At 59.0% G+C, this 18,155-nt stretch carries 17 protein-coding genes, 3 pseudogenes and 1 other annotated feature; of the genes and pseudogenes, 7 read left to right on the plus strand and 13 right to left on the minus strand.

All coding sequences use genetic code 11. From position 1 onward, the window contains the following. Positions 1-147 precede the first annotated feature (147 nt). Together P7644_RS09705 and P7644_RS09710 are read left to right on the plus strand one after the other, a co-directional pair. A complete protein-coding gene (locus P7644_RS09705; RefSeq protein WP_404303075.1) occupies positions 148-1,266 on the plus strand; it encodes a Fic family protein in 1,119 nt (372 codons plus the stop codon). Between the two features lie 38 nt (positions 1,267-1,304). Further along, positions 1,305-2,273: a hypothetical protein gene (locus P7644_RS09710; protein WP_404303077.1), complete on the plus strand. Its 969-nt coding sequence runs from the start codon at positions 1,305-1,307 to the stop codon at positions 2,271-2,273. Between the two features lie 256 nt (positions 2,274-2,529). On the opposite strand, the gene P7644_RS09715 is transcribed toward P7644_RS09710, so the two are convergent. Then, positions 2,530-3,039: a GNAT family N-acetyltransferase gene (locus P7644_RS09715; protein ID WP_404303078.1), complete on the minus strand. Its 510-nt coding sequence runs from the start codon at positions 3,037-3,039 to the stop codon at positions 2,530-2,532. Then, positions 3,036-3,317, minus strand: a complete 282-nt coding sequence (locus P7644_RS09720) for a DUF1778 domain-containing protein (protein ID WP_166158810.1) — start codon at positions 3,315-3,317, stop codon at positions 3,036-3,038. Before P7644_RS09720 ends, P7644_RS09715 begins: the two co-directional genes overlap by 4 nt. A gap of 550 nt (positions 3,318-3,867) precedes the next feature. On the opposite strand from P7644_RS09720, the gene P7644_RS09725 reads away from it, so the two are divergent. Further along, positions 3,868-4,827, plus strand: a complete 960-nt coding sequence (locus P7644_RS09725) for a tyrosine-type recombinase/integrase (RefSeq protein ID WP_404303079.1) — start codon at positions 3,868-3,870, stop codon at positions 4,825-4,827. 138 nt (positions 4,828-4,965) lie between these two features. Here the strand turns inward: P7644_RS09725 and istB are convergent, their stop codons facing one another. Then, on the minus strand, positions 4,966-5,703 hold the full coding sequence (istB, locus tag P7644_RS09730) for an IS21-like element helper ATPase IstB (RefSeq protein ID WP_404300585.1): 738 nt from the start codon (positions 5,701-5,703) through the stop codon (positions 4,966-4,968). A 61-nt stretch (positions 5,704-5,764) separates the two neighbouring features. Then, the gene (gene istA / locus P7644_RS09735) at positions 5,765-7,309 is read right to left on the minus strand and encodes an IS21 family transposase (protein ID WP_404303080.1); all 1,545 of its coding nucleotides are present in this window, start codon (positions 7,307-7,309) and stop codon (positions 5,765-5,767) included. 121 nt (positions 7,310-7,430) lie between these two features. Here istA and P7644_RS09740 point away from each other — a divergent pair, with 121 nt between their 5' ends. Next, positions 7,431-7,826 carry a tyrosine-type recombinase/integrase gene (locus tag P7644_RS09740; RefSeq protein WP_404303081.1) on the plus strand — a complete coding sequence of 132 codons (396 nt, stop codon included), beginning with the start codon at positions 7,431-7,433 and terminating at the stop codon, positions 7,824-7,826. Between the two features lie 72 nt (positions 7,827-7,898). On the opposite strand, the gene P7644_RS09745 is transcribed toward P7644_RS09740, so the two are convergent. The 4 genes and pseudogenes from P7644_RS09745 to P7644_RS09760 form a co-directional block, all read right to left on the minus strand. Next, positions 7,899-8,840 (minus strand): hypothetical protein, encoded by a 942-nt coding sequence (locus P7644_RS09745; RefSeq protein WP_404303082.1) that lies wholly within the window; start codon positions 8,838-8,840, stop codon positions 7,899-7,901. A 16-nt stretch (positions 8,841-8,856) separates the two neighbouring features. Continuing rightward, positions 8,857-9,603: pseudogene (locus P7644_RS09750) on the minus strand (transposase). 243 nt (positions 9,604-9,846) lie between these two features. Continuing rightward, entirely contained in the window at positions 9,847-10,203 is a 357-nt protein-coding gene (locus P7644_RS09755; RefSeq protein ID WP_404303083.1) for a hypothetical protein, read from the minus strand. 21 nt (positions 10,204-10,224) lie between these two features. Then, positions 10,225-10,410: a transposase gene (locus P7644_RS09760; protein ID WP_404303084.1), complete on the minus strand. Its 186-nt coding sequence runs from the start codon at positions 10,408-10,410 to the stop codon at positions 10,225-10,227. Positions 10,411-11,020: 610 nt separating this feature from the next. Between P7644_RS09760 and P7644_RS09765 the strand changes: the two genes are divergently transcribed. The 3 genes and pseudogenes from P7644_RS09765 (at position 11,021) to P7644_RS09775 (ending at position 13,563) form a co-directional block, all read left to right on the plus strand. Next, positions 11,021-11,182, plus strand: coding sequence for a helix-turn-helix transcriptional regulator (locus tag P7644_RS09765; RefSeq protein WP_404303085.1), 162 nt, complete (start codon positions 11,021-11,023; stop codon positions 11,180-11,182). A 227-nt stretch (positions 11,183-11,409) separates the two neighbouring features. Then, positions 11,410-12,072 (plus strand): inovirus Gp2 family protein, encoded by a 663-nt coding sequence (locus tag P7644_RS09770; RefSeq protein ID WP_404303086.1) that lies wholly within the window; start codon positions 11,410-11,412, stop codon positions 12,070-12,072. Between the two features lie 203 nt (positions 12,073-12,275). After that, positions 12,276-13,563: pseudogene (locus tag P7644_RS09775) on the plus strand (IS256 family transposase). 20 nt (positions 13,564-13,583) lie between these two features. Here the strand turns inward: P7644_RS09775 and P7644_RS09780 are convergent. From P7644_RS09780 to P7644_RS09800, 5 genes and pseudogenes are all read right to left on the minus strand, one after another. Continuing rightward, positions 13,584-14,507, minus strand: a complete 924-nt coding sequence (locus P7644_RS09780; protein WP_404303087.1) for a hydrolase or metal-binding protein — start codon at positions 14,505-14,507, stop codon at positions 13,584-13,586. Between the two features lie 99 nt (positions 14,508-14,606). Then, positions 14,607-15,029, minus strand: coding sequence for a hypothetical protein (locus P7644_RS09785; RefSeq protein ID WP_404303088.1), 423 nt, complete (start codon positions 15,027-15,029; stop codon positions 14,607-14,609). A 33-nt stretch (positions 15,030-15,062) separates the two neighbouring features. After that, a protein-coding gene (locus tag P7644_RS09790) for an IS3 family transposase (RefSeq protein ID WP_085947515.1) occupies positions 15,063-16,297 on the minus strand; the annotation gives its coding sequence in 2 pieces (ribosomal slippage) (positions 15,063-16,009 and positions 16,009-16,297; 1,236 coding nt in all). Beyond that, positions 15,903-16,019: a sequence feature (AL1L pseudoknot), on the minus strand. It overlaps the preceding gene by 117 nt. A gap of 49 nt (positions 16,298-16,346) precedes the next feature. Continuing rightward, positions 16,347-16,931: pseudogene (locus tag P7644_RS09795) on the minus strand (YqaJ viral recombinase family protein); the annotation flags it as partial. Positions 16,932-17,049: 118 nt separating this feature from the next. After that, a complete protein-coding gene (locus tag P7644_RS09800) occupies positions 17,050-18,006 on the minus strand; it encodes a DUF932 domain-containing protein (protein WP_404303090.1) in 957 nt (318 codons plus the stop codon). Positions 18,007-18,155: the final 149 nt, after the last annotated feature.

Genomic DNA, 18,155 nt, shown 5'->3' on the forward strand with positions numbered 1-18,155 from the left:
CCGAGGGGACCGACTTCAACGGTCAGCACCATGCCACCGCAGGTCCACCTAAATGGGGTATTGGCCTATCTATTGGGGTAACAATGGATAAATATACCCCAATTTGCAGTAGCATTACCCCATTCTTTGCTGCCTGGATGATGCTGCATGCACTCGCTCTCGCCCGACTACCTCGCCAAGCTACGTTTCGATACGCAGCAGTTGGCGACGCTGCGCGCCCTGGGTGAGTACCGCGGCAAACAGCAACTCTATGTCGCCCAGTCGCCCGAGGTCTTGAGCGACCTGCGTCAGGTGGCTGTGGTGGAGTCTACTGAGTCCTCAAATCGCTTGGAGGGCGTGGTGGTTGCAGCGCACCGGCTCAAGTCACTGGTGCTCAAGAACGCAGCGCCGCAGAGCCGATCCGAACAAGAAGTGGCAGGCTACCGCGACGCGTTGAGCCTGATCCACGAAAGCGGGGAGCAGATGCCGTTCTCGGAAGGCACCGTGCTGCAGCTTCACGGCATCTTGTATCGCTACATGCCCCAACCGGGCGGGCACTGGAAGGCGACCAACAACGACATCATCGAGCGCCACCCTGATGGCAGTTCGCGCATCCGATTTCGGCCGGTGGCCGCGCATCTGACGCCCATGGCGATGACCGACATGATCGCCCGCTACCGCACGGCGCTGGATCAACATCTGGCCGACCCGTTGGTGCTGGTGCCGCTGGTCGTCCTTGACTTCCTCTGCATCCATCCGTTCCCGGATGGCAACGGACGCATGGCGAGACTGTTGACGTTGCAGCTGCTCTACCACTTCGACTACGCAGTGGGCCGCTTCATCAGTCTGGAGCGGATTTTCGAGGAATCGAAAGAAAGCTATTACGAGACGCTGGAGGCCAGCTCTCAGCACTGGCACGACGCTGCCCACAACATCGCCCCATGGCTGGATTACTTCTGGGGCGCACTGTTGCGCGCCTATAAAGAGTTTGAAGAACGTGTCGGCACCATCGAACGCGGGCGCGGAGCCAAGGGCGATCGTGTCCGCGCAGAGATTCTCAAGCGTCAGTTGCCCTTCTCCATCTCGGAAATTGAGGAAGCCTGTCCTGGCGTTAGCCGCGACATGGTGCGGGTGATTCTGCGCGCCATGAAGGCCGAAGGATTGATTGAACCGAATGGCAAAGGCAGAGGTGCCAAATGGCAGCACAAACAGCCACCCGTTGGTCCGACTCGAACTCCTGGCGTTGACCTCGTAATGAGTTGTCACTTGCCGGCATCAGCAGAATGACAGTTATTGCTCGGCAACGACCAACTTAGGAACCATAGATGCGCCTGTTTCTTGATACGAATGTCTGGAGCTATGTGGCCGACTGGGGAGCGGGTAGCGATCTTGCGAGCGCGGCAAGGCGCTCGAAAGCCGAGATCGTCGTTTCTCCAGCCGTCGCAGATGAAGCGATGGCATTGCCTGACGAACAGGCCCGTAAAAGGGTGTTGGCTTTGGTCACCGATCCGCAATGGAAACGGCTAATGCCCGAATCATTTTCGGAATCGGTCGAAGTCAAGAAGGAAGTTCTTCGTCTGCGTCCGGAGTGGCAGGTTGTTACACCCAAACTCACCGAGGTAAACCGCCTACGGTACGACTGGGTGCGTAGACGTGGCGGCTTTTGGAATCGGGCACGCGCAGGTGTCGCACCGAAGGTGACTGACGAAAGCCTTCGCGCTGATTGCGAGTTCGCGCTGGCAAAGGCGGAATCCTACCGAATTCGCCAGCGCTTGATTGGGACAAGGTCGGCAGGTGACACACATCTACAGCACGTCGCAGGGCTTCCGGACGCGGGAACTCCTGGCTGGTCAGGTGAGCCAGTGCACTACTGGCGAGTGCCGAGTTTGTACTTCTTCAGAAGTGAATTGCTCATCTACGCCAGCCCCGTTCGTGAGTGGATCGATACAGAAGTCGACGTCGCGGCCATGATGTTTGATCCGGCTTCCATGAATCGCCTTTGGCTCCATGAAATGGATCCCCGCAATGTACCGCGCCAATGGCTGCGCGGCGCATTTGAGTTCCTGCAGGCTTGGCACAAGGTGACTGACGGCACGCCCGGTGATTCACGGCTCGCGACACACCTTGTTGAGGTTGACCAGTTCGTCTCAGCCGACAAGAACTTCATCCGGTGCGCAGATCGCTGCCGCGACGAAGCGCCGTTCTCTATTGCGCATGCAAGGCGAGTTTCGGGAGGTCGTGACGGTGTAGATCAACTGCTGGCGCTGGTCGCATCGCCGAGAGCGGACCTCTGATGTCAGCCCTCGGCCAGAAGCGGGCCCCGGTGAACGGGCTCAAAGCAAAGGCCGACGAGGAGAGCCACAATTTTGCGGAACTACGACATGCGTCTGATGTTCGGCTACAGGGACCAGAACCGCCGAGCAGTGGGAGAACGTCGCTCGCCGTCGGGTCTCCCCGGTCAATACCCCGCCGAGCTCGGAATCCAAGCGCTTCGTCCCCATTGCCATGCCTCAGCGATCCACCTATGTGCTGTCCCGTAGCCGGCCTGACTCAGGGAATCGCCGACATGGGCAAGAACATGGGCGATGGCGCGGGGCTCTTGTCGCCCTCCAGCGGCACAAAGCCCAGCTTCTGATAGAAACCGAACGCTCCCGCGTCGGCATCCAGGTACAGGCCGTAGCTCCCAATGCTCTGCGCCCCGACTTTCACGATGTCCAGCGCATGGTTCATGAGCTGCAAGCCAAGCCCCTGGCCTGCGTCGGCATGGTGAACCCCGAGCATGATCAAGCGGACACAGGGAATGGTTTTGGGGAGCCCGCCACGCTGCAGGGCACCCAGCGCCGACAGCGCAATGGTGTGGCTGGCGATCGTGAAGAACCCGGCGAATCGCTGCGTGGTCCCATCATCCTCCAGCAGCGCGTAGGCCACGCTCAGGCCTTGCTTGACTTGCTTCTTGAGCGAGTCCTTGACGAACTTGTTGATGACGGCGTGCTGGCAATCGAACTGGTTGTAGCCCTGATACTTCGCCCCAGGATCGAAGCGAGCGATGCAAAAACTCATTCACGCACTTTCAAGCGGGGCGTGCGGCGCAGTTCCTTCATGGCCTCGGTCGGAGCAACCGGCGTCTGCAGCACGCTGGCCAACTGCGCCTGCCCCTGCACCGAGAGCTGGATGGAGGTGTGGTCGAGCAGGATCGCACGCGCCTTTTCCATGGCGGTCGACAGCATGAAGGACGACAGGTCCATGCCGCCCAGGACGGCGGCCTTGCTTAGCAGCTCCTTGGCTTCCTTGGTGGTCTTGAGCTCCATGCGAGCATCTTTGAGTGCGAGCGCGCCCATATCGGTTCTCCTAGTTCAGGCCCCAAATCATACGGATATCAGCCGTACAGTCAAGCCATCCATGGCCGTGCTGGAAAGTGCAACTCACCCCCGAACTCAAGCGCTTTTCTGCCCCTTCAGTGCAACGACTACAAACAAATAGCCGCAACACGTTGATTTTTCGATGATTTTCTAAGGCACCGTCCAATCCATCATCGGCGCCACGGATAGGCGCCATTGGCCAAGGGATTGATTTTTAAATGTATTTTCCAACATCAAGACCTGTTGCGGACACTCCTCAAGCCAGACAGGAACTCTGTCGGTCCAGCTCTGGGCGGGAATGTAGAAATACCAAGAAAAAAGCCTAAGTAGTTGATCTACTTAGGCTTGTATCTGGCGGAGAGGGCGTCCGCCAAATTAATGGCTAACACAATCCAATAAAAAATAAAAGTCCGTTAAAAATCAATTGGTTGCGTGCATGAGTTGTCCAATGACATCCAGTCTGATCTTACCAAATTCAAAGTTTTATGTGGGATAAGATGTGGGTCGTGGAAGTTCGACGGAGAGTGTCATGCCAAGAAAAGCGAAGGAGCTGTCAGCGCTCGCAGTCTCTAAGCTTAAAACCGATGGGCGTCACGCTGTGGGTGGCGTGGACGGATTACATCTTCGCGTCTCGGGGGGATCTCGGGCGTGGGTGCTGCGTATCGCTGTTGGTTCGCGAGTAGGCAGCGATGGGCGTGCTACCGTTCACCGTAGAGACGTAGGGCTGGGCAGCTATCCCGAGGTGTCCCTGGCCGAAGCACGTGATCGCGGTCGTGAACTCAGGAAACAGGTCCGTGATGGCGAAGACCCTGTTCTGAAGCGTCAGGCGGCAAAAGTTCAGTCTGCAGTGGAGGCGGCCAAGGCGAGGACCTTCGAGGACTGCGCGGTTGCGTACATTGAGGCCAATCGAGCGGGCTGGAAGAACGAAAAGCATGTCCAGCAGTGGGAAAACACGCTGGCGACTTATGTCTATCCCAAGTTCGGCCATTTGCCTGTGGCCTCAGTAGACACAGGGATGGTTTTGGAGGTGCTCCAGCAACCTGCAGGCACAGCCGGCGAGAACTTGTGGCTAGCGAAGACCGAAACGGCCAGCAGATTGCGTGGGCGGATTGAGTCGATCCTGGATTGGGCCTCGTTCAGGGGCTATCGTCAGGGTGACAACCCTGCGCGTTGGAAGGGCCACCTTGAACATGAACTACCTGCCCGAAACAAGGTGCAGAAGGTTGAGCATCATGCGGCGCTTCCCTACGCCGAGATGGCTGCATTCATGGCAGAACTTCGAACAAAGGAGGGCGTTTCAGCCCGTGCATTGGAGTTTGCGATCCTGACGGCCGCCCGCTCAGGTGAGGTACGCGGTGCCAAGTGGTCTGAGATCGACCTGCAGGCCCGGATCTGGACCTTACCCGCCGAGCGAATGAAGGCTGGCAAGGAGCATCGGGTGCCACTGGCGAACGAAGTCATTGCTTTGTTGAAGTGCGCATTCCACTGATGGCGGACAGTGATTCCATTTCCATCGCGGACAGCGTTCCATGCGATGGCGGACACGCTGCGCGGGTGTCCTGAGTGACGTGCAAATCGTAGCCGAAGTGTCCGCCATCAGCGTGGAATGGCGGTCGGCTTGGCTGGCTCAGGCGGTTTTGGATAGCTTGCGCATCGACTCACCCTTGAGGGCTATCTTGTGGGAGCCATGCACGATGCGGTCCAAGATGGCATCGGCCAGCGTGGGCTCATCGAGCCAGGCGTGCCAGGCCGTCACCGGCAACTGGCTGGTGATGAGCGTCGAGCGCGTGCCTACCCGGTCGTCCAGCAGTTCCAGCAGGTCGTTGCGCTCGTGTGCGGCAATCGGGGCGATGCCGAAGTCGTCCAGGATGAGCAGGTCCAGCCGGGCCAGTTGCGCCAGCCGCTTGCCAAAGCTGCCATCACCGTGGGCCACGTGCAATTCCTCCAGCAGGCGTGGTGCGCGGGCGTAGAGCACCGAGAAGCCCAGGCGTGCGGCCTGCTGACCCAGTGCACAGGCCAGCCAGGTCTTGCCGCAGCCGGTGGCACCGGTGAGCAAGACGTTGTGACCATGACGCAGCCAGTCCCCGCCGGCCAGGCCGGCGACGACTTCCCGGCTCAGCCCTCGGCTGCCACGCCAGTCGATGTCCTCCAGGCAGGCGCTGGAAACCTTGAGCCGGGCGGCCTTGAGCAGGCGTTCGAGACGTTTGCTGTCGCGCCAGTCCATCTCCCGCTGCACCAACAGCGCCAGGCGTTGCTCGAAGGGCAGCTCGCTGGCAGCGATGTGGGTGGCAGCGTCGTTCAGTGCGGCCACCATGCCGTCCAGGCGCAGGGCGCGCAGTTGGTTCAGGGTCTGTTCGGTGAGCATGATTGTTCTTTCGGTGTCGGGTAGGGGTAGGGGTAGCGGTGTTGGGCATCGTCAGTCGGCATCAGTGGTAGTAGCCCGGACCACGCACGTTCTCGTGCAGCGGCAGGCTGGCCTGTACGGCGATGGGTGCCTCCAGCAGGCGCTGGTCCAGGCCACAGCCGAGGATGGAGGCGATGCTCTTGTAGGACGGTGAGCGAATCGACTGCGCCCGCGCGCAGGCCGCCTCCAGTCGCTCGGCCCCGTACTCACGTCCCAGCCGCATCAGGCCCAGGCAGGAGCGGTAGCCCTGCTCGGGATGCTGGCGGTGCTCCATCTGCCAGCGCACCACGGCCGCGGTCGCCGCGCCCACCCGCTCGCCCCAGGCGATGAGCTTGGCAGGCGTCCACTCAAGGTGTGCCCGGTGCGAGGCCGGCATGTGCTCGGGCGTGGTGGTGTGCGCGCCCCGGCGGGGATTGATGGCGTGCGCTGCCACCCGTTTGTGGCCGTGCAGGACTTCCACCGCGGCGGCCGTGATGCGCAGCTCCACCGCCTCGCCCACCAGGGCGTGGGGCACCGAGTAGTAGTGGCCGTCAAGCTCGACGTGGTAATCGATGTTCACGCGGGCGCGCTTGAAGCGGGCTATGGCCATGCGCACCGACGGCAGCGCACGCAATAGCGGCGCGTCGAGTTCGGCAAAGGCGCTGGCTCGGCAGCCGGGCAGTTTCTTGAACGGGCGCTGGTTCAGGTCCACCAGTAACGCGGCGATGGCCCGGTTCAGGGCGCCCAGGCTGAAGAAGGTCTGGTGGCGCAGCCGCGCCAGAATCCAGCGCTCGACGACCTGCACGGCGACTTCCACCTTGGGCTTGTCACGGGGCTTGGCCGGGCGCGCCGGCATGACAGGCAGGCCGTAATGCGCCGAGAGTTCTTCGAGCAGGCGGTGTGCGGTGGGCTCGTAGCGGTCGGGCCGCGCCATCAGGGCACGCGGCTGGTCGGGCACCAGCAGGCGGGGCACGCCGCCGATGAACTCCAGCGCGGCGATGATGCTGGCCACCCAGTCGGCCGCCTTCTGGCCGAGGGTGGCGCAGGCATAGGTGTAGTTTGATGCGCCCAGCACGGCGACGAAGACCTGCGCGGGGGTTATCTCGCCGGTGCATGCATCCACGATGGGCACCGTCTGGCCGGCGTAGTCCACGAAGAGCTTGTCGCCGCCCTCATGGCTCTGGCGCATGGAGCGCTGCAGGCGCCGGGCCCAGGCCTTGTACTTCTCGCAGAAGGCGCTGTACTTGTAGGCTTGGCCTGCGTGTTGCTGCTGGTACTCCTCCCATAGCAGTTGCAGGGTGACGCCGGGGCGGCGAAGTTCGCGGTGGATGTGGACGTGGTCGGGCTCCAGGTGGCGGGACTCGCGCGCCACCGGTGGCCGGTAGAGCCTGGCTTGCAGGTCTTCGTCGCTCAAGCCCTGGGCCAGCGCCCAGTCCACGCCGGCCACGCGTGCGTAGCTGGCTATCTCGCTGACGGTGGATTTGGAGATGCCGAGGACGGCGCCGATTTGGCGGGTGCTCAAGGCCCCGCCGTGCAGCAGTTGCAGTGTGTGTCGTAGTTTGCTCATGGTGACCCTGGGTGTGGGCATCGCTGGTTCCGGTCAAAAAAACCGGGCAGCCTATGCCGCGTTCGGGTCACTCAGAACACCGCTCAGGTGTCCGCCATCAACATGGAATGCTGTCCGCTTTCACCGTGGAACGGTGTCCGCCATGACGCTGGAACACTGTCCGCCATCAGCCTGGAATCGTGTCCGCCATCGCGTGGAATACGCATTGAAGGCTTTGCCGCGGGAGGACGATGTTGATCAGGTTTTTCTTGCGCCCAGGGGCGGACAGCTTTCTGATATGTCCTTGACTGCTGTATTGCGTCGCATGGGTCGTACTGGTTTGACTCAGCATGGCTTCCGCTCGACTTTTCGGGATTGGGCGGGAGAAACGACAACTTATCCTCGTGAGGTGTGCGAACACGCTTTGGCTCATAGATTGGCCGACGGTGTGGAAGCGGCCTATCAGCGTGGCGACCTTTTGGCCAAGCGTGCTGGCCTGATGTCCGAATGGGCCAAATATTGCAACGCTGTGCCTCAGAACGAGGCTCTAAACAACTAGACAAAAAAACAATCAGCTACGTGAGCAGCCTGTACCGGATGTCAGGTACAGGCTGCTTTTCATTTGTGAATTTCATTCGAGTGGTGTTGTCAGAAGGGCTTTTTGATTAAGCCGATCTGATATGTAGCGCTCATGCTTGGCTTCAGATTCGATGAGTAGCTCAACGATTTCTGTTCGGCTCAGGCCATACTTGCCGGCGAGCTTTCCTAGTTTCAACACAGTCTTATCGGAGAGTACGAAATTGCATTGCTTCTTGTCCTTTGAGTTTTCTCTGCGCTGCTGCTGATTCCAAGATTTTCTGGCCTCCTTATTGAAAAATTCTTTTTCGGCATCAGAAAATACTGGGTGGTCAAAGAAAATTAATAATTCTTTATGGCTCGTGAATTTTTGTTGTTCATGGGTTATTTTGGGGTTTCTAGATCCCAGCCATCTCCAGAAGTAATCTCTCTTTTTTTCTGCATCGGCGTCGTCCAGCCAGGCGAAAAGTCGGTCTAGTTTTGTGTGAGAGTGCCAATCATCTTTCATAAAATTGCAATGCCTGATTCTTTGCTCCATTGTGTCGAACATCATGGCCGCCCAATAGTCAAACATCGCGATACTTCTGTTCTTTCCTTGTAAATGACGCGGAATGCCGTGGCGGAATTCCGATGAGTTTCGGCTTGGGTATGGCTTGATTTTTCTCTGAGCAGTTTTGTTTTTGTTCTTGTCGATGTCTTCTGCGATGAATCTCTCTATCCAGGACGCTTGGCGATGACTCTTGACTATCCAGCTCAGATGGTTGTCAGGGATTAGTGTTTCTTGTAGGCTGTAAATGATGTCGCGCGCGATTGCTTTGTTCTCGCGTAGGTGTCTTGAAAGATGATTCCTGAATTCGGGTGTTTTTGATTGAATATCGATTAAAAGTGATTTTTCCTGTGCGATCCAAATCCATGCAAAAGACTCCTCGCGGCTTGGGAAATATTCTGATTTGATGATTTTTGATAATTCATCGTCGATTTCTATATTTGCTACCATTATTTTTTTAGGCGTTTTATGAGCTTGTGTACGCAGCCAATATCCGTGCGGCTGCCGGCAGCATGAGTACTGCGAAGACCGGGAAATGAAGGCTGCTCAAAACTGTAGGCGATCGCTCGAAGTCCCGAGCCAACCGGCGAAACCGTGCCAGCTAGCCCAAGCTGCGCTCCACCATCCAGCGCCGGGCCAGCAGGATGAAGCCCTTCTTGACTTCGGGCAGCTTGACCACCCGCAGCTCGATGCCGTTGTCCTGCCCCGCCTGCTTGGTCTTCTCGCCCGTGTAGCCCTGATCCGCTTGACTTTACCGCCCGTGGCTGCTGCACTGCCTCGCTCAACACTTGTACCTGCGCGCGCTCCTGTTCGTTTGCTGGCGTGATGTGCGCGGCCAGCAGATGCCCCGACGTGTCTGACGCCATGTTTGTCGCGCTGCCGTGTTTGCGCTTGTAGCCGTCGTAGCCCGCGCGCGGATCGCTTTCGCAGCTCGACTGCAGGGTGCGTCCGTCCAGCAATACGCGCTGGGTTGGCCCTGGCGCCATTGCGCCACGCGGATGATCGAGCGCAGGTCCGAGATCATGGCCTCGAAGCACCCAGCATCCACCCAGCGACGGCTCTGCTGATAAACCGCTTCCCACGGCGGAAAGGCGTTTGGCGGCAGTCATCACGGGGCGTCTGCGCGCACCAGCCAGCTCAGGTCGTGTTTGCGCTGTGGCGCGTTCATCTCCATCAGGCGCTGACATCCGTGGGGTAGGGTCATGCGGTGCATGGCACCACTCTACAGCCATGGCTTATCGCTCGCCCGCAAGTTCACGGCACACACCAAGAAGTGACTTGGAAGGATTCATGAAGCTAGCTTGAAAATTTCTAGATTAAAAGTAGATGGCATCTAGAAGCATTCTAGAATTATAGTAGATTGTAAATCTAGGTATTTTCTCCTGTGCTTGTCAGTCATTCTTTAGGCTCTCCTTGCGACTCCCCTTCCGAAGGAGCACTTTAAGGCACATCCTTTTCAAGCTGCTCTCGCCTTCTCGCCGCGCAGCACCCGGGCCGTCGAGACCTGCTTGCGCACGATGGGGGCATTGACATAGCCTTTTGGCTTGTCCTGCTTGGATCCGCGCTTAGCCGTGGCGATGCTGCGAGGCGAGATCGAACGGACCAGCCGTAGCAGGTAGCCCGCAACGCGTTCAGGCGCTTCCTCGGACCATGGCAGCCACGCATGTGGCTCCAATGCGATGAGCATGCTCTGGTAGTCGCTGGCTACATGCACCGTCAGGTGAGAGGTCGAGGCATCGAGTTCGCGCGCCTTCTGGTGGTATGCCTGCTCGACGCAGCGCTTGAGCAGGGCAAGCGCGTTGTAGGCCTGCACGATCGTCGTCGCAATACTTAACTAGGTCGCCCAGTGATGGCCCAGATTTCTGTTCTTGCTGTTGAGTACCGCCATCAGGTGCCCGAACATTCCCTCAATGCGCCAGCGTTTGCTGTACAGCTGAGCGATCTGCGCGGGCGTTACGGCCTCGGGCAGGCTGCTCCACAACGTAATGCGGGTCTCGCCCGACTCGGTGGGCGTATCCAACTCCAGCCAGATGCACCGCTATGCGGGGGGCGTGATCGACCCGAATGGCCTGTTTCTGCAGGTCGCCCGCCGAGCGCCAGGGCTCGTCGTGCCGCACGCGCGTATGGCATGTCGCGTTTTCGCGCAGGATGAAGCCGGCCCCGCATGCTGCCGCTGCGCACCAGCGCCTCGGTGCAGAAGTGGCGGTCGACGATCCACGGCTCGCCGGGCCGCGCATCCCTGATCAAGTTCGCCGAGCCAACGCGCTGGCTCTCGTGCGCATCCTCGCTGGCCAGGATGTCGGTGGCCTCTCGGGCCATTACGCTCGCCGGTGCCTGCCGCTCGAATATCTCCAGCAATTCCTGCCACATCTACGCTGACTCCACTCGTGCATTGGTGCAGCCGGGAGGTTGCCGCCAGCGGCGGCGAGAACACCTTGAAGGGATGACGTTAAGGCGCCTTGTGCCTCGGGTTGATGGCGGTCAGGATCTGCGGGGTATCTGCGACCAAAGCATCTGTACTGAATGCGGCCTTGGTAGTTGCCGACCCGATTAGGAAAAAATCACAGCCAGAACGAATGCTTTGGACTAACTACCAAAGAGTGCAAAACATGCGCGTTTTGAGATTTCCCATGGTGAGCGAGTTGACCGGTTTGCCGCGATCAACGCTCTATTTGTATATGAAGAACGATCAGTTTCCTAAACCGGTGAAGCTAGGGGTTCGGTCGGTAGGATGGATTAAGGAAGAGGTTGATGAGTGGTTGCGACAACGAAAGAGATTGAGGGCTTCTTGATGAAATCCTTTTTTTCCAGAGTAACTATTTAGTTGATTTCTTTTGACTTTCCTTTGAATTCATGGTTTATGTGTGTTGGTTTGTCCTGATTGATGCTACTTGAAGGCTAGGTATTGGTAGTATAAATATATCTATCTATCTATCTATCTATCTATCTATCTATCTATCTATCTATCTATCTATCTATCTATCTATCACTTATGGTTAACTTATTAATGTGAGGTTAGATGTTTCGCGATAACTTTAATCTGAATAAGAATCATCACTTGCATTATTGTGGTGAGTATAATTCCATGCCCCTGATGGAGGGGGGCTATCGGATGATAAGTGAGTACCTTGCTGCGTTGAATGCGGTGATAGTGAATGCTCTGGCTCAGTATGGAAGGATCTTTGCGTTCAGGTTTGATCTTCGTTTGCCTGATTGTGTTGACGCTCGTCCTGATGAATTCTCTAATTATGTCGCGTCAAAATTTGTTGAATCCTTTAAGGCAAAGATTCGACATAATAGGGTGTGTGCTTCGAAGGCGGGATCCTTTGTTCACGATACCAAGGTTAGGTATTTCTGGGTCAGGGAGGTAGGTGATTTTGGAAGGACGCACTACCACTTCGTGGTGCTTCTCAATGGGCATGCTTTTAATTGGTTGGGTCGTTATCAGACTTCTACTGGGAACACGGCCAATCGAGTTTTTGAAGCATGGGCTAGCGCCCTTGGTGTGACAGTTGAGAGTGCGAAGACCTTGGTGCACTTTCCAGAGAATCCGTCCTACATGCTTTTACGCGACGATCCGGAATCCGTGGCGGCGTTCTTTCGGCGTGCGAGCTATCTGTGCAAGGCTAGGTCGAAGGAATATGGATTCGGTCACCATGGTTATGGTGCGAGCAGAGGCTGATTCAAGGTTCTGGCGAGGAGTTCTTGCTGGACGCTAAGAGATGGGGCTGACCGGTTACTGTGTGTTGGGCAGACAACGTGACGTGTTGAGAGCGCTACTTCATTGGTCAAAAAAATGAAAGTAGGTCCTACGGAGAGGGTGTGCAGAATTTTGTGTAAACGGACAATCCACTGCCGGCGCAAGCCGGCCTGTCCGTAAGCACAATGACATCCAAGAAGCACGAAGTACCCGAAGCACTGCTTGCCAACCTGCTGGCCGATTACAAGAAGCCTGAAGATCTGATTGGCGAGAACGGCCTGCTCAAACAGCTGACCAAGCTGCTCGTAGAGAAGGCGCTGGACGCGGAGCTGACCGAACACCTCGGCCACGAACGCCATGAGGCGGTTTCCAACCCCGGCGGCAACACCCGCAACGGCAAGAGCAAGAAGACGCTCAAGGGTGATTTGGGTGAACTGCCCATTGAGGTTCCCCGCGACCGCCACGGCAGTTTCCAGCCTCAGCTCATCGCCAAACACCAGACCCGTTGGGCAGGGTTCGACGACAAAATCATCTCGCTGTACGCCCGCGGCATGACCGTGCGCGAGATACAGGGCCATCTGGGGGAGATGTACGGCGCCGAGGTCTCGCCCAGCCTGATTTCGTCGGTGACGGACGCCGTGGCCAATGAGGTCAAGGCCTGGCAGGCTCGTCCGCTGGAGCCGATTTATCCTATCGTCTACCTGGACTGCATCCATGTGAAGGTGCGCGAGGGCGCAGTGCGGGTCAAGGCGGTGTACCTAGCCATCGGCATCACCATGAGCGGTGAGAAGGAGGTGCTGGGCCTGTGGCTGGCGCAGACCGAGGGGGCCAAGTTCTGGCTGCAGGTGGTGACCGAGCTGCGCAACCGGGGTGTGCAGGACATCTTCATCGCCTGCGTCGATGGGCTCAAGGGCTTCCCCGACGCCATCGAGGCGGTGTTCCCCAAGGCGGTGGTGCAGTTGTGCATTGTGCACATGGTGCGCCACAGCCTGAACTACGTCTCCTGGAAACGCAGGAAAGAAGTGGCGGCCGACCTGCGCCGCATCTACACGGCCACCACCGCCGAGGAGGCCGAGCTGTGCCTGGGTGAGTTTGAGGCCCGCTGGGATGCCGAGTACCTGCCCATCGGGCAATCCTGGCGCAGGAACTGGAGTCGGCTCATACCGTTCTTCGACTACCCGCCCGAAATCCGCAAGGTCATTTACACCAATGGCATCGAGTCGGTGAACATGAGCCTGAGAAAGCTGACAAAGAATCGGGGGGCGTTCCCCAGCGACGAGGCACTGACCAAGCTGTTTCTATCTGGCCCTGCGCAACATCAGCCAGAAGTGGACCATGCCCATCCGGGACTGGAAGGCCGCGCTCACCCGCTTTACCATTCAGTTTGGAGACCGCATCTCCGTCCACTTAGGTCCGAACCGTTTACACAAAAAATCGGACACGCCCCCTACGGAACCGCCAGGGGTTCCGTAGGTTCGCTCGTCAACCGTCAGTCAGTTGCTGTTGTGCTCCCCTGTCAGGGGTTTCCCGATTCGCCCCGCCTTCTCTTGTAGCTTCTGACTGAGCCCTCGTTGGAATCGGTGTTCTGCGGTTCCAGCCTTGGCGTCCGTCTCAGTCTGGTCTGGATAGAACTCTTTCGCCACGGCGGCACCATCCTCCTCCGATTCGTCGAATGCTCCGGTGGCAAGGCCTTCGCGCGCTGCCCGATCAAGTGCATCCTGATCAAATCCAGCCGTCTTGCGTTCCTCGTGTAGACACTTCGCGCTCGCAATGGCCTCCGTCAACGTCATGCCCGATTGGACCGTTAGGTCAACGTAGTAAATCGGTGCGCGACGGGACAGAGTCGTTGACTTCCCTCGCAAGCGCAACTCCAGCGGCAAGGTTGCCAGTAGTCCCCCGGATACCGCCTGGAAATACCTCAGGCGTGCTGACAACGTACGGATGCTGTTGAAGCCGGTGGTCCTGAAGACAAAGCTTCCCAACTCATCGTCATCCCCGATCCGCACGTTCAGTCGTCCGTAGGGCTTGCAGTTGCCTCCGATCGCCAGTTCACAGAAGTCCGGAGAAGGGCATTCCGCCACCTGCATGCCGGAGGCCGTGGCCCGTTTGCAGCTCTCCCCGTTGCCCACGCACATCGGGCGACCGGTGTTGCGGTCAAAGAGGGAGTAGCTGGCCCGGAAGTTCAGATCCGGGTCATCGAAAAGCAGCCGCACTGGGATGCTGCGCAGCTTGGCGTTGGCATCCTTGCGCAGCTGTTCGTCAACGGGATGGTTGACCCAGCCGTCCTTGGACTGAACCTGGCTGGTGATGCTGAATTCGTCGTCTTTTTCCGGCAGTCGCTTGCCGTTCTTCTCGACGACTCTGCCGATGGAAATCCGGCCAATGACCGGGGGTGTCAGTGCCAAACCTTTGAGCATGATGATTCCTTTCGAATGAACTGGGCCACCCACAAACCCGAGGCCGGCCACAAAAAAGAAAGCCCCGTCAATGCGGGGCGGGTGAGTTCGGGATGGGGATCAGGTCTGCACCAGAAACCGTCTGGAGCCGGGCTTGACCAGTGCGTAGGTTTTCAGCAACTCGGGCCGCTCCTTCAGTAGGCGTGCTGTATCGAGCGTCATGCCATCCTTGCTGCGCTTCCAGCTCACCTCACCGGTCTCGAAGACGGCCCGCGAGGCAACGCCCATGCGTTGCTGGATCCGTTGCTTGAGCTGTGCTTCCAGCTCGCTCTTGCTCGCCAGCACCTGCCGGACAGCCTGCAGGTCAGAGAACGCCGCAGACATCTCCAGATCGTGGGACAGGTCAAGCACGTTCCCTGAGTCCTGCGGATACAGGCAGCGCAACGCCAGATCTGCCGAATCCGAGCCGTCCGCAGGGGGCGGCTGGTCGGTTTCGACGTGATGCCAGAACTGACGCTCCAGCGCCACCAGCTGGGCGATCATGAACCGCCCCGGCTTTCGAGGAGGCCGATTGGTTTAAGTTGACACTTCTGTCGAGGTGTCGCTGGCGGCGAGTTGCCTCCAGTAGTTTGCCTCAGCTTCTGCCGGAGGGATGCCCCCAATCGGCGTGAGCAGTCGGACGTGGTTGAACCAGTGCACCCATTGCAGGGTGGCCAGTTCCACGGATTCCCTGGTCTTCCAAGGTCCCCGGCGGTGAATCAACTCGGCCTTGTACAGACCGTTGATGGTCTCGGCCAGCGCGTTGTCATAGCTGTCTCCCCTGCTGCCCACCGAAGGTTGTATGCCCGCCTGGTCCAAGCGTTCGGTGTAGCGGATGCTGACGTACTGACTGCCCCTGTCGGAATGGTGCGTCAAGACATGGGCCGCTGGCTGGCGTTCGTACAGAGCCTGCTCCAGGGCATCGAGCACGAAGTCCGTCTGCATGCTGCGACTGACGCGCCAGCCCACGATGCGCCGAGCGTACACATCCACCACAAAGGCCACATACAACCAGCCTTGCCAGGTGGAGACATAGGTGAAGTCCGACACCCATAGCTCGTTGGGACGGCTGGCATGGAAGTGCCGGTTGACGTGGTCCAGCGGGCACGGGGCCGAGGTATCCGGCGTGGTGGTGCGCACCGCCCTGCCACGGCGTGCCCCTTGCAAGCCCATGGCACGCATCAGACGCTCGACCGTGCAGCGCGCCACCACGATGCCCTCGCGGTTCATCTGCAGCCAGACCTTGTCGGCTCCGTAGACCTGCCAGTTGGCGTGCCACACGCGCTGAATGTCGGCCTTCAAACCCTCGTCACGCTGGGCGCGTGCACTGCGCAGTTGCGCGTTGCGTTGCCGGGCTGCGTGGCGCCAGTAACACGACGGGGCCATCTGCAGCGCCCGGCAGATGGGCTCGACCCCGTAGTCATCACGGTGGCGGTCGATGTAGGCCTTCACGACTTGAGTCGGCGGTCGAGCTCCGCCTGCGCGAAAAACGCGCTGGCCGTCTTCAGGATGTCGTTGGCCCGGCGCAATTCTTTGACCTCACGCTCCAGTTCCTTGATGCGCTGCGCATCCGAGGTGGTGGTGCCGGGGCGCTGGCCGCTGTCGACCTCGGCCTTCTTGACCCAGTCGTTCAAGGTCTGTGGCACGCAGCCAATCTTGGGGGCAATCGATTCAATCGCTGCCCACAGCGACGGGTAGTCGGCTCGGTGCTCCTGCACCATGCGCACGGCGCGCTCGCGCACTTCCGGGGAGAACTTCGGTGACTTGTTCATAGCTCCATCTTCTCAAGTGTTGGAGCCTCCTCAAAACCCGGGGCGGTTCAATCATGGCTTCGTCCCGGTCGATCCGGTGAATCTGCAGCTCCTGCCCACAGATCAGCACAGCCACATCCGCAGCTTGCTTGCCCGTCACCGCCAGCTGGTGCATCACCTGAAGCTGGACGTACTCCGGAACACCGTCCTTCCAGAGTCGTGCGCCATTCAGTCCTGCCGTCTTGCACTCTAGGATCTGGACATCCGGCGCGCCGACGATCTCCCGGTCGATGTTGGCCAGCATCCAGGGCTCCTGGGCGTGTTGAAGCACGGCGTTGACGCGGCGGACCTTGTAGCCGGTCCTCTTCGTGTAATGCGCCGCCACGATGGGCTCCAACAGCGTGCCCCAGTACATCGGGCTGGTCTCGTCGTTGGGATCGGTCTGAGGAAGAGCGGTATCCCGTCCGGTCTTCTCCAGCCACAGCTGTAGCTGGGACTTGTAGGGGTTCAGACCCACTGCCGCGCCGGCATCCGAGCTGCCGATGCCGTGCTTGCGCACCGTCAGCCACTCGTCGCGACTGATGTCCTGGGTCTTGATCAGCTTGAGGGCGGGCTTGGCCTTGGCAGGCCGTTCCAGCTTGAGTGCGTTTGCCATGGTTTCTCCTTTGAAGGGGGGATTTCGAGTTGCCAAACAAAAAGCCCCGGTCCCTATGAGAGGGCCGGGGCTTATGGCGTGATGGTTGCGGGGGAGGTCGGTCGCTGAGTGGACCGGGTTACGAGGCCAGCTGCAAGGCATGTTCCAGGGCGCGTTGCTTCAGGGCCGCTCCGTGGCCGAACCAGGCGCTGTCGAGCCGGTACTCCTGGCTGCGAGCCCGCCGCTCGTGGTCCACGAATTCAGTGACGGCGCACAGCAGGCCCCAGGCGGTTCCCTTGGCCGCTGACAATTCCGCACCGCGCCCGTGACCCTCGTACATCGCCTGCACCTTCTTCAAGGCGCGTTCATTCGTCAGGCCTTGAGCCGGTTCGGTATGACACAGAACCTTGAGGAAGTAGTTCATCGACTCGTGGCTCTTGACCTTGCGCTCGGACAGAGTCTTCATGCGGTACATGAAGCTGTCCCACTGGGTCACTGCCACGCCCAGCTGCTTCTTCACGGCCTGCGGGTCAAAGCTCGTGCTGTGCGGCACCTTGATGGCACTGGTGGCGCCGTTCAGTGCAATGGACAGGGTGTTGTTGCACACGACCCGGATCGTCGTAGGCGTCGCCGTCGTGGCCAGCGTCCCATCGCAGGACGTGGCCAGCAGCAGGTAGCCCTTGACCGTGTCGTTGCCCTTGAGCGCCGTTTCCTTGCCGGTGCGAGCCAGGGCCCAGAACTTCTTGCCGGCCTTGAGCACACCGGCCGTCTCCAGCTCGAAGCCGGAGATCTCGGTCAGGTCCCGGTAGAACTCCAGAACTTCCTTGGGCTGGACAATCTGGTATCGGCCACCCACCACGGACAGCGGGGCCTTGGTGTCGCTGCGGTAGAGCACCTTCTGGTCATCGAAGCTCATGATCGAGCCCAGGGCGCCGGCCTGTTCGGTCATGTAGCGAACCGGTGTTTCGCAGATGGTCCAGTCCATGCCGGCTTCCCTGGCCCAGACTTCAATAGGTTGCTTGGCCGGGAGTTGGTTACCCAGATCATGCCACGGGGTGTCGCCGACATAGGCCATTTTTTCGAGAAGATGTGCCATTTTAAATATCCTGGAAAGAGTTGAAGGGTTTAAAAGCGTGTGATGAACTGGGCGAAGTTGCTGCGTCAACGTAGCAACATTGGCCCATGCCACGATGAGGAAAACTAAGAAAAAGAGAACAGCCTGACGGCAGGGTTCAATAAAAGCAT

This window comes from Alicycliphilus denitrificans, assembly GCF_044792555.1.
GTDB lineage: Bacteria > Pseudomonadota > Gammaproteobacteria > Burkholderiales > Burkholderiaceae_C > Alicycliphilus > Alicycliphilus denitrificans_A.

Bases quoted from the DNA above. Each gene is read 5' to 3' on its own strand.
- P7644_RS09705 (WP_404303075.1), top strand. From the start codon at position 148: ATGCACTCGCTCTCGCCCGACTACCTCGCCAAGCTACGTTTCGATACG.
- P7644_RS09745 (WP_404303082.1), bottom strand. From the start codon at position 8,840: ATGGTAGCAAATATAGAAATCGACGATGAATTATCAAAAATCATCAAA.
- P7644_RS09765 (WP_404303085.1), top strand. From the start codon at position 11,021: ATGGTGAGCGAGTTGACCGGTTTGCCGCGATCAACGCTCTATTTGTAT.
- P7644_RS09740 (WP_404303081.1), top strand. From the start codon at position 7,431: ATGACGCTGGAACACTGTCCGCCATCAGCCTGGAATCGTGTCCGCCAT.
- P7644_RS09725 (WP_404303079.1), top strand. From the start codon at position 3,868: ATGCCAAGAAAAGCGAAGGAGCTGTCAGCGCTCGCAGTCTCTAAGCTT.
- P7644_RS09710 (WP_404303077.1), top strand. From the start codon at position 1,305: ATGCGCCTGTTTCTTGATACGAATGTCTGGAGCTATGTGGCCGACTGG.
- istA (WP_404303080.1), bottom strand. From the start codon at position 7,309: ATGCCCACACCCAGGGTCACCATGAGCAAACTACGACACACACTGCAA.
- P7644_RS09770 (WP_404303086.1), top strand. From the start codon at position 11,410: ATGTTTCGCGATAACTTTAATCTGAATAAGAATCATCACTTGCATTAT.
- P7644_RS09780 (WP_404303087.1), bottom strand. From the start codon at position 14,507: ATGCTCAAAGGTTTGGCACTGACACCCCCGGTCATTGGCCGGATTTCC.
- P7644_RS09720 (WP_166158810.1), bottom strand. From the start codon at position 3,317: ATGGGCGCGCTCGCACTCAAAGATGCTCGCATGGAGCTCAAGACCACC.
- P7644_RS09785 (WP_404303088.1), bottom strand. From the start codon at position 15,029: ATGATCGCCCAGCTGGTGGCGCTGGAGCGTCAGTTCTGGCATCACGTC.
- P7644_RS09715 (WP_404303078.1), bottom strand. From the start codon at position 3,039: ATGAGTTTTTGCATCGCTCGCTTCGATCCTGGGGCGAAGTATCAGGGC.
- P7644_RS09800 (WP_404303090.1), bottom strand. From the start codon at position 18,006: ATGGCACATCTTCTCGAAAAAATGGCCTATGTCGGCGACACCCCGTGG.
- istB (WP_404300585.1), bottom strand. From the start codon at position 5,703: ATGCTCACCGAACAGACCCTGAACCAACTGCGCGCCCTGCGCCTGGAC.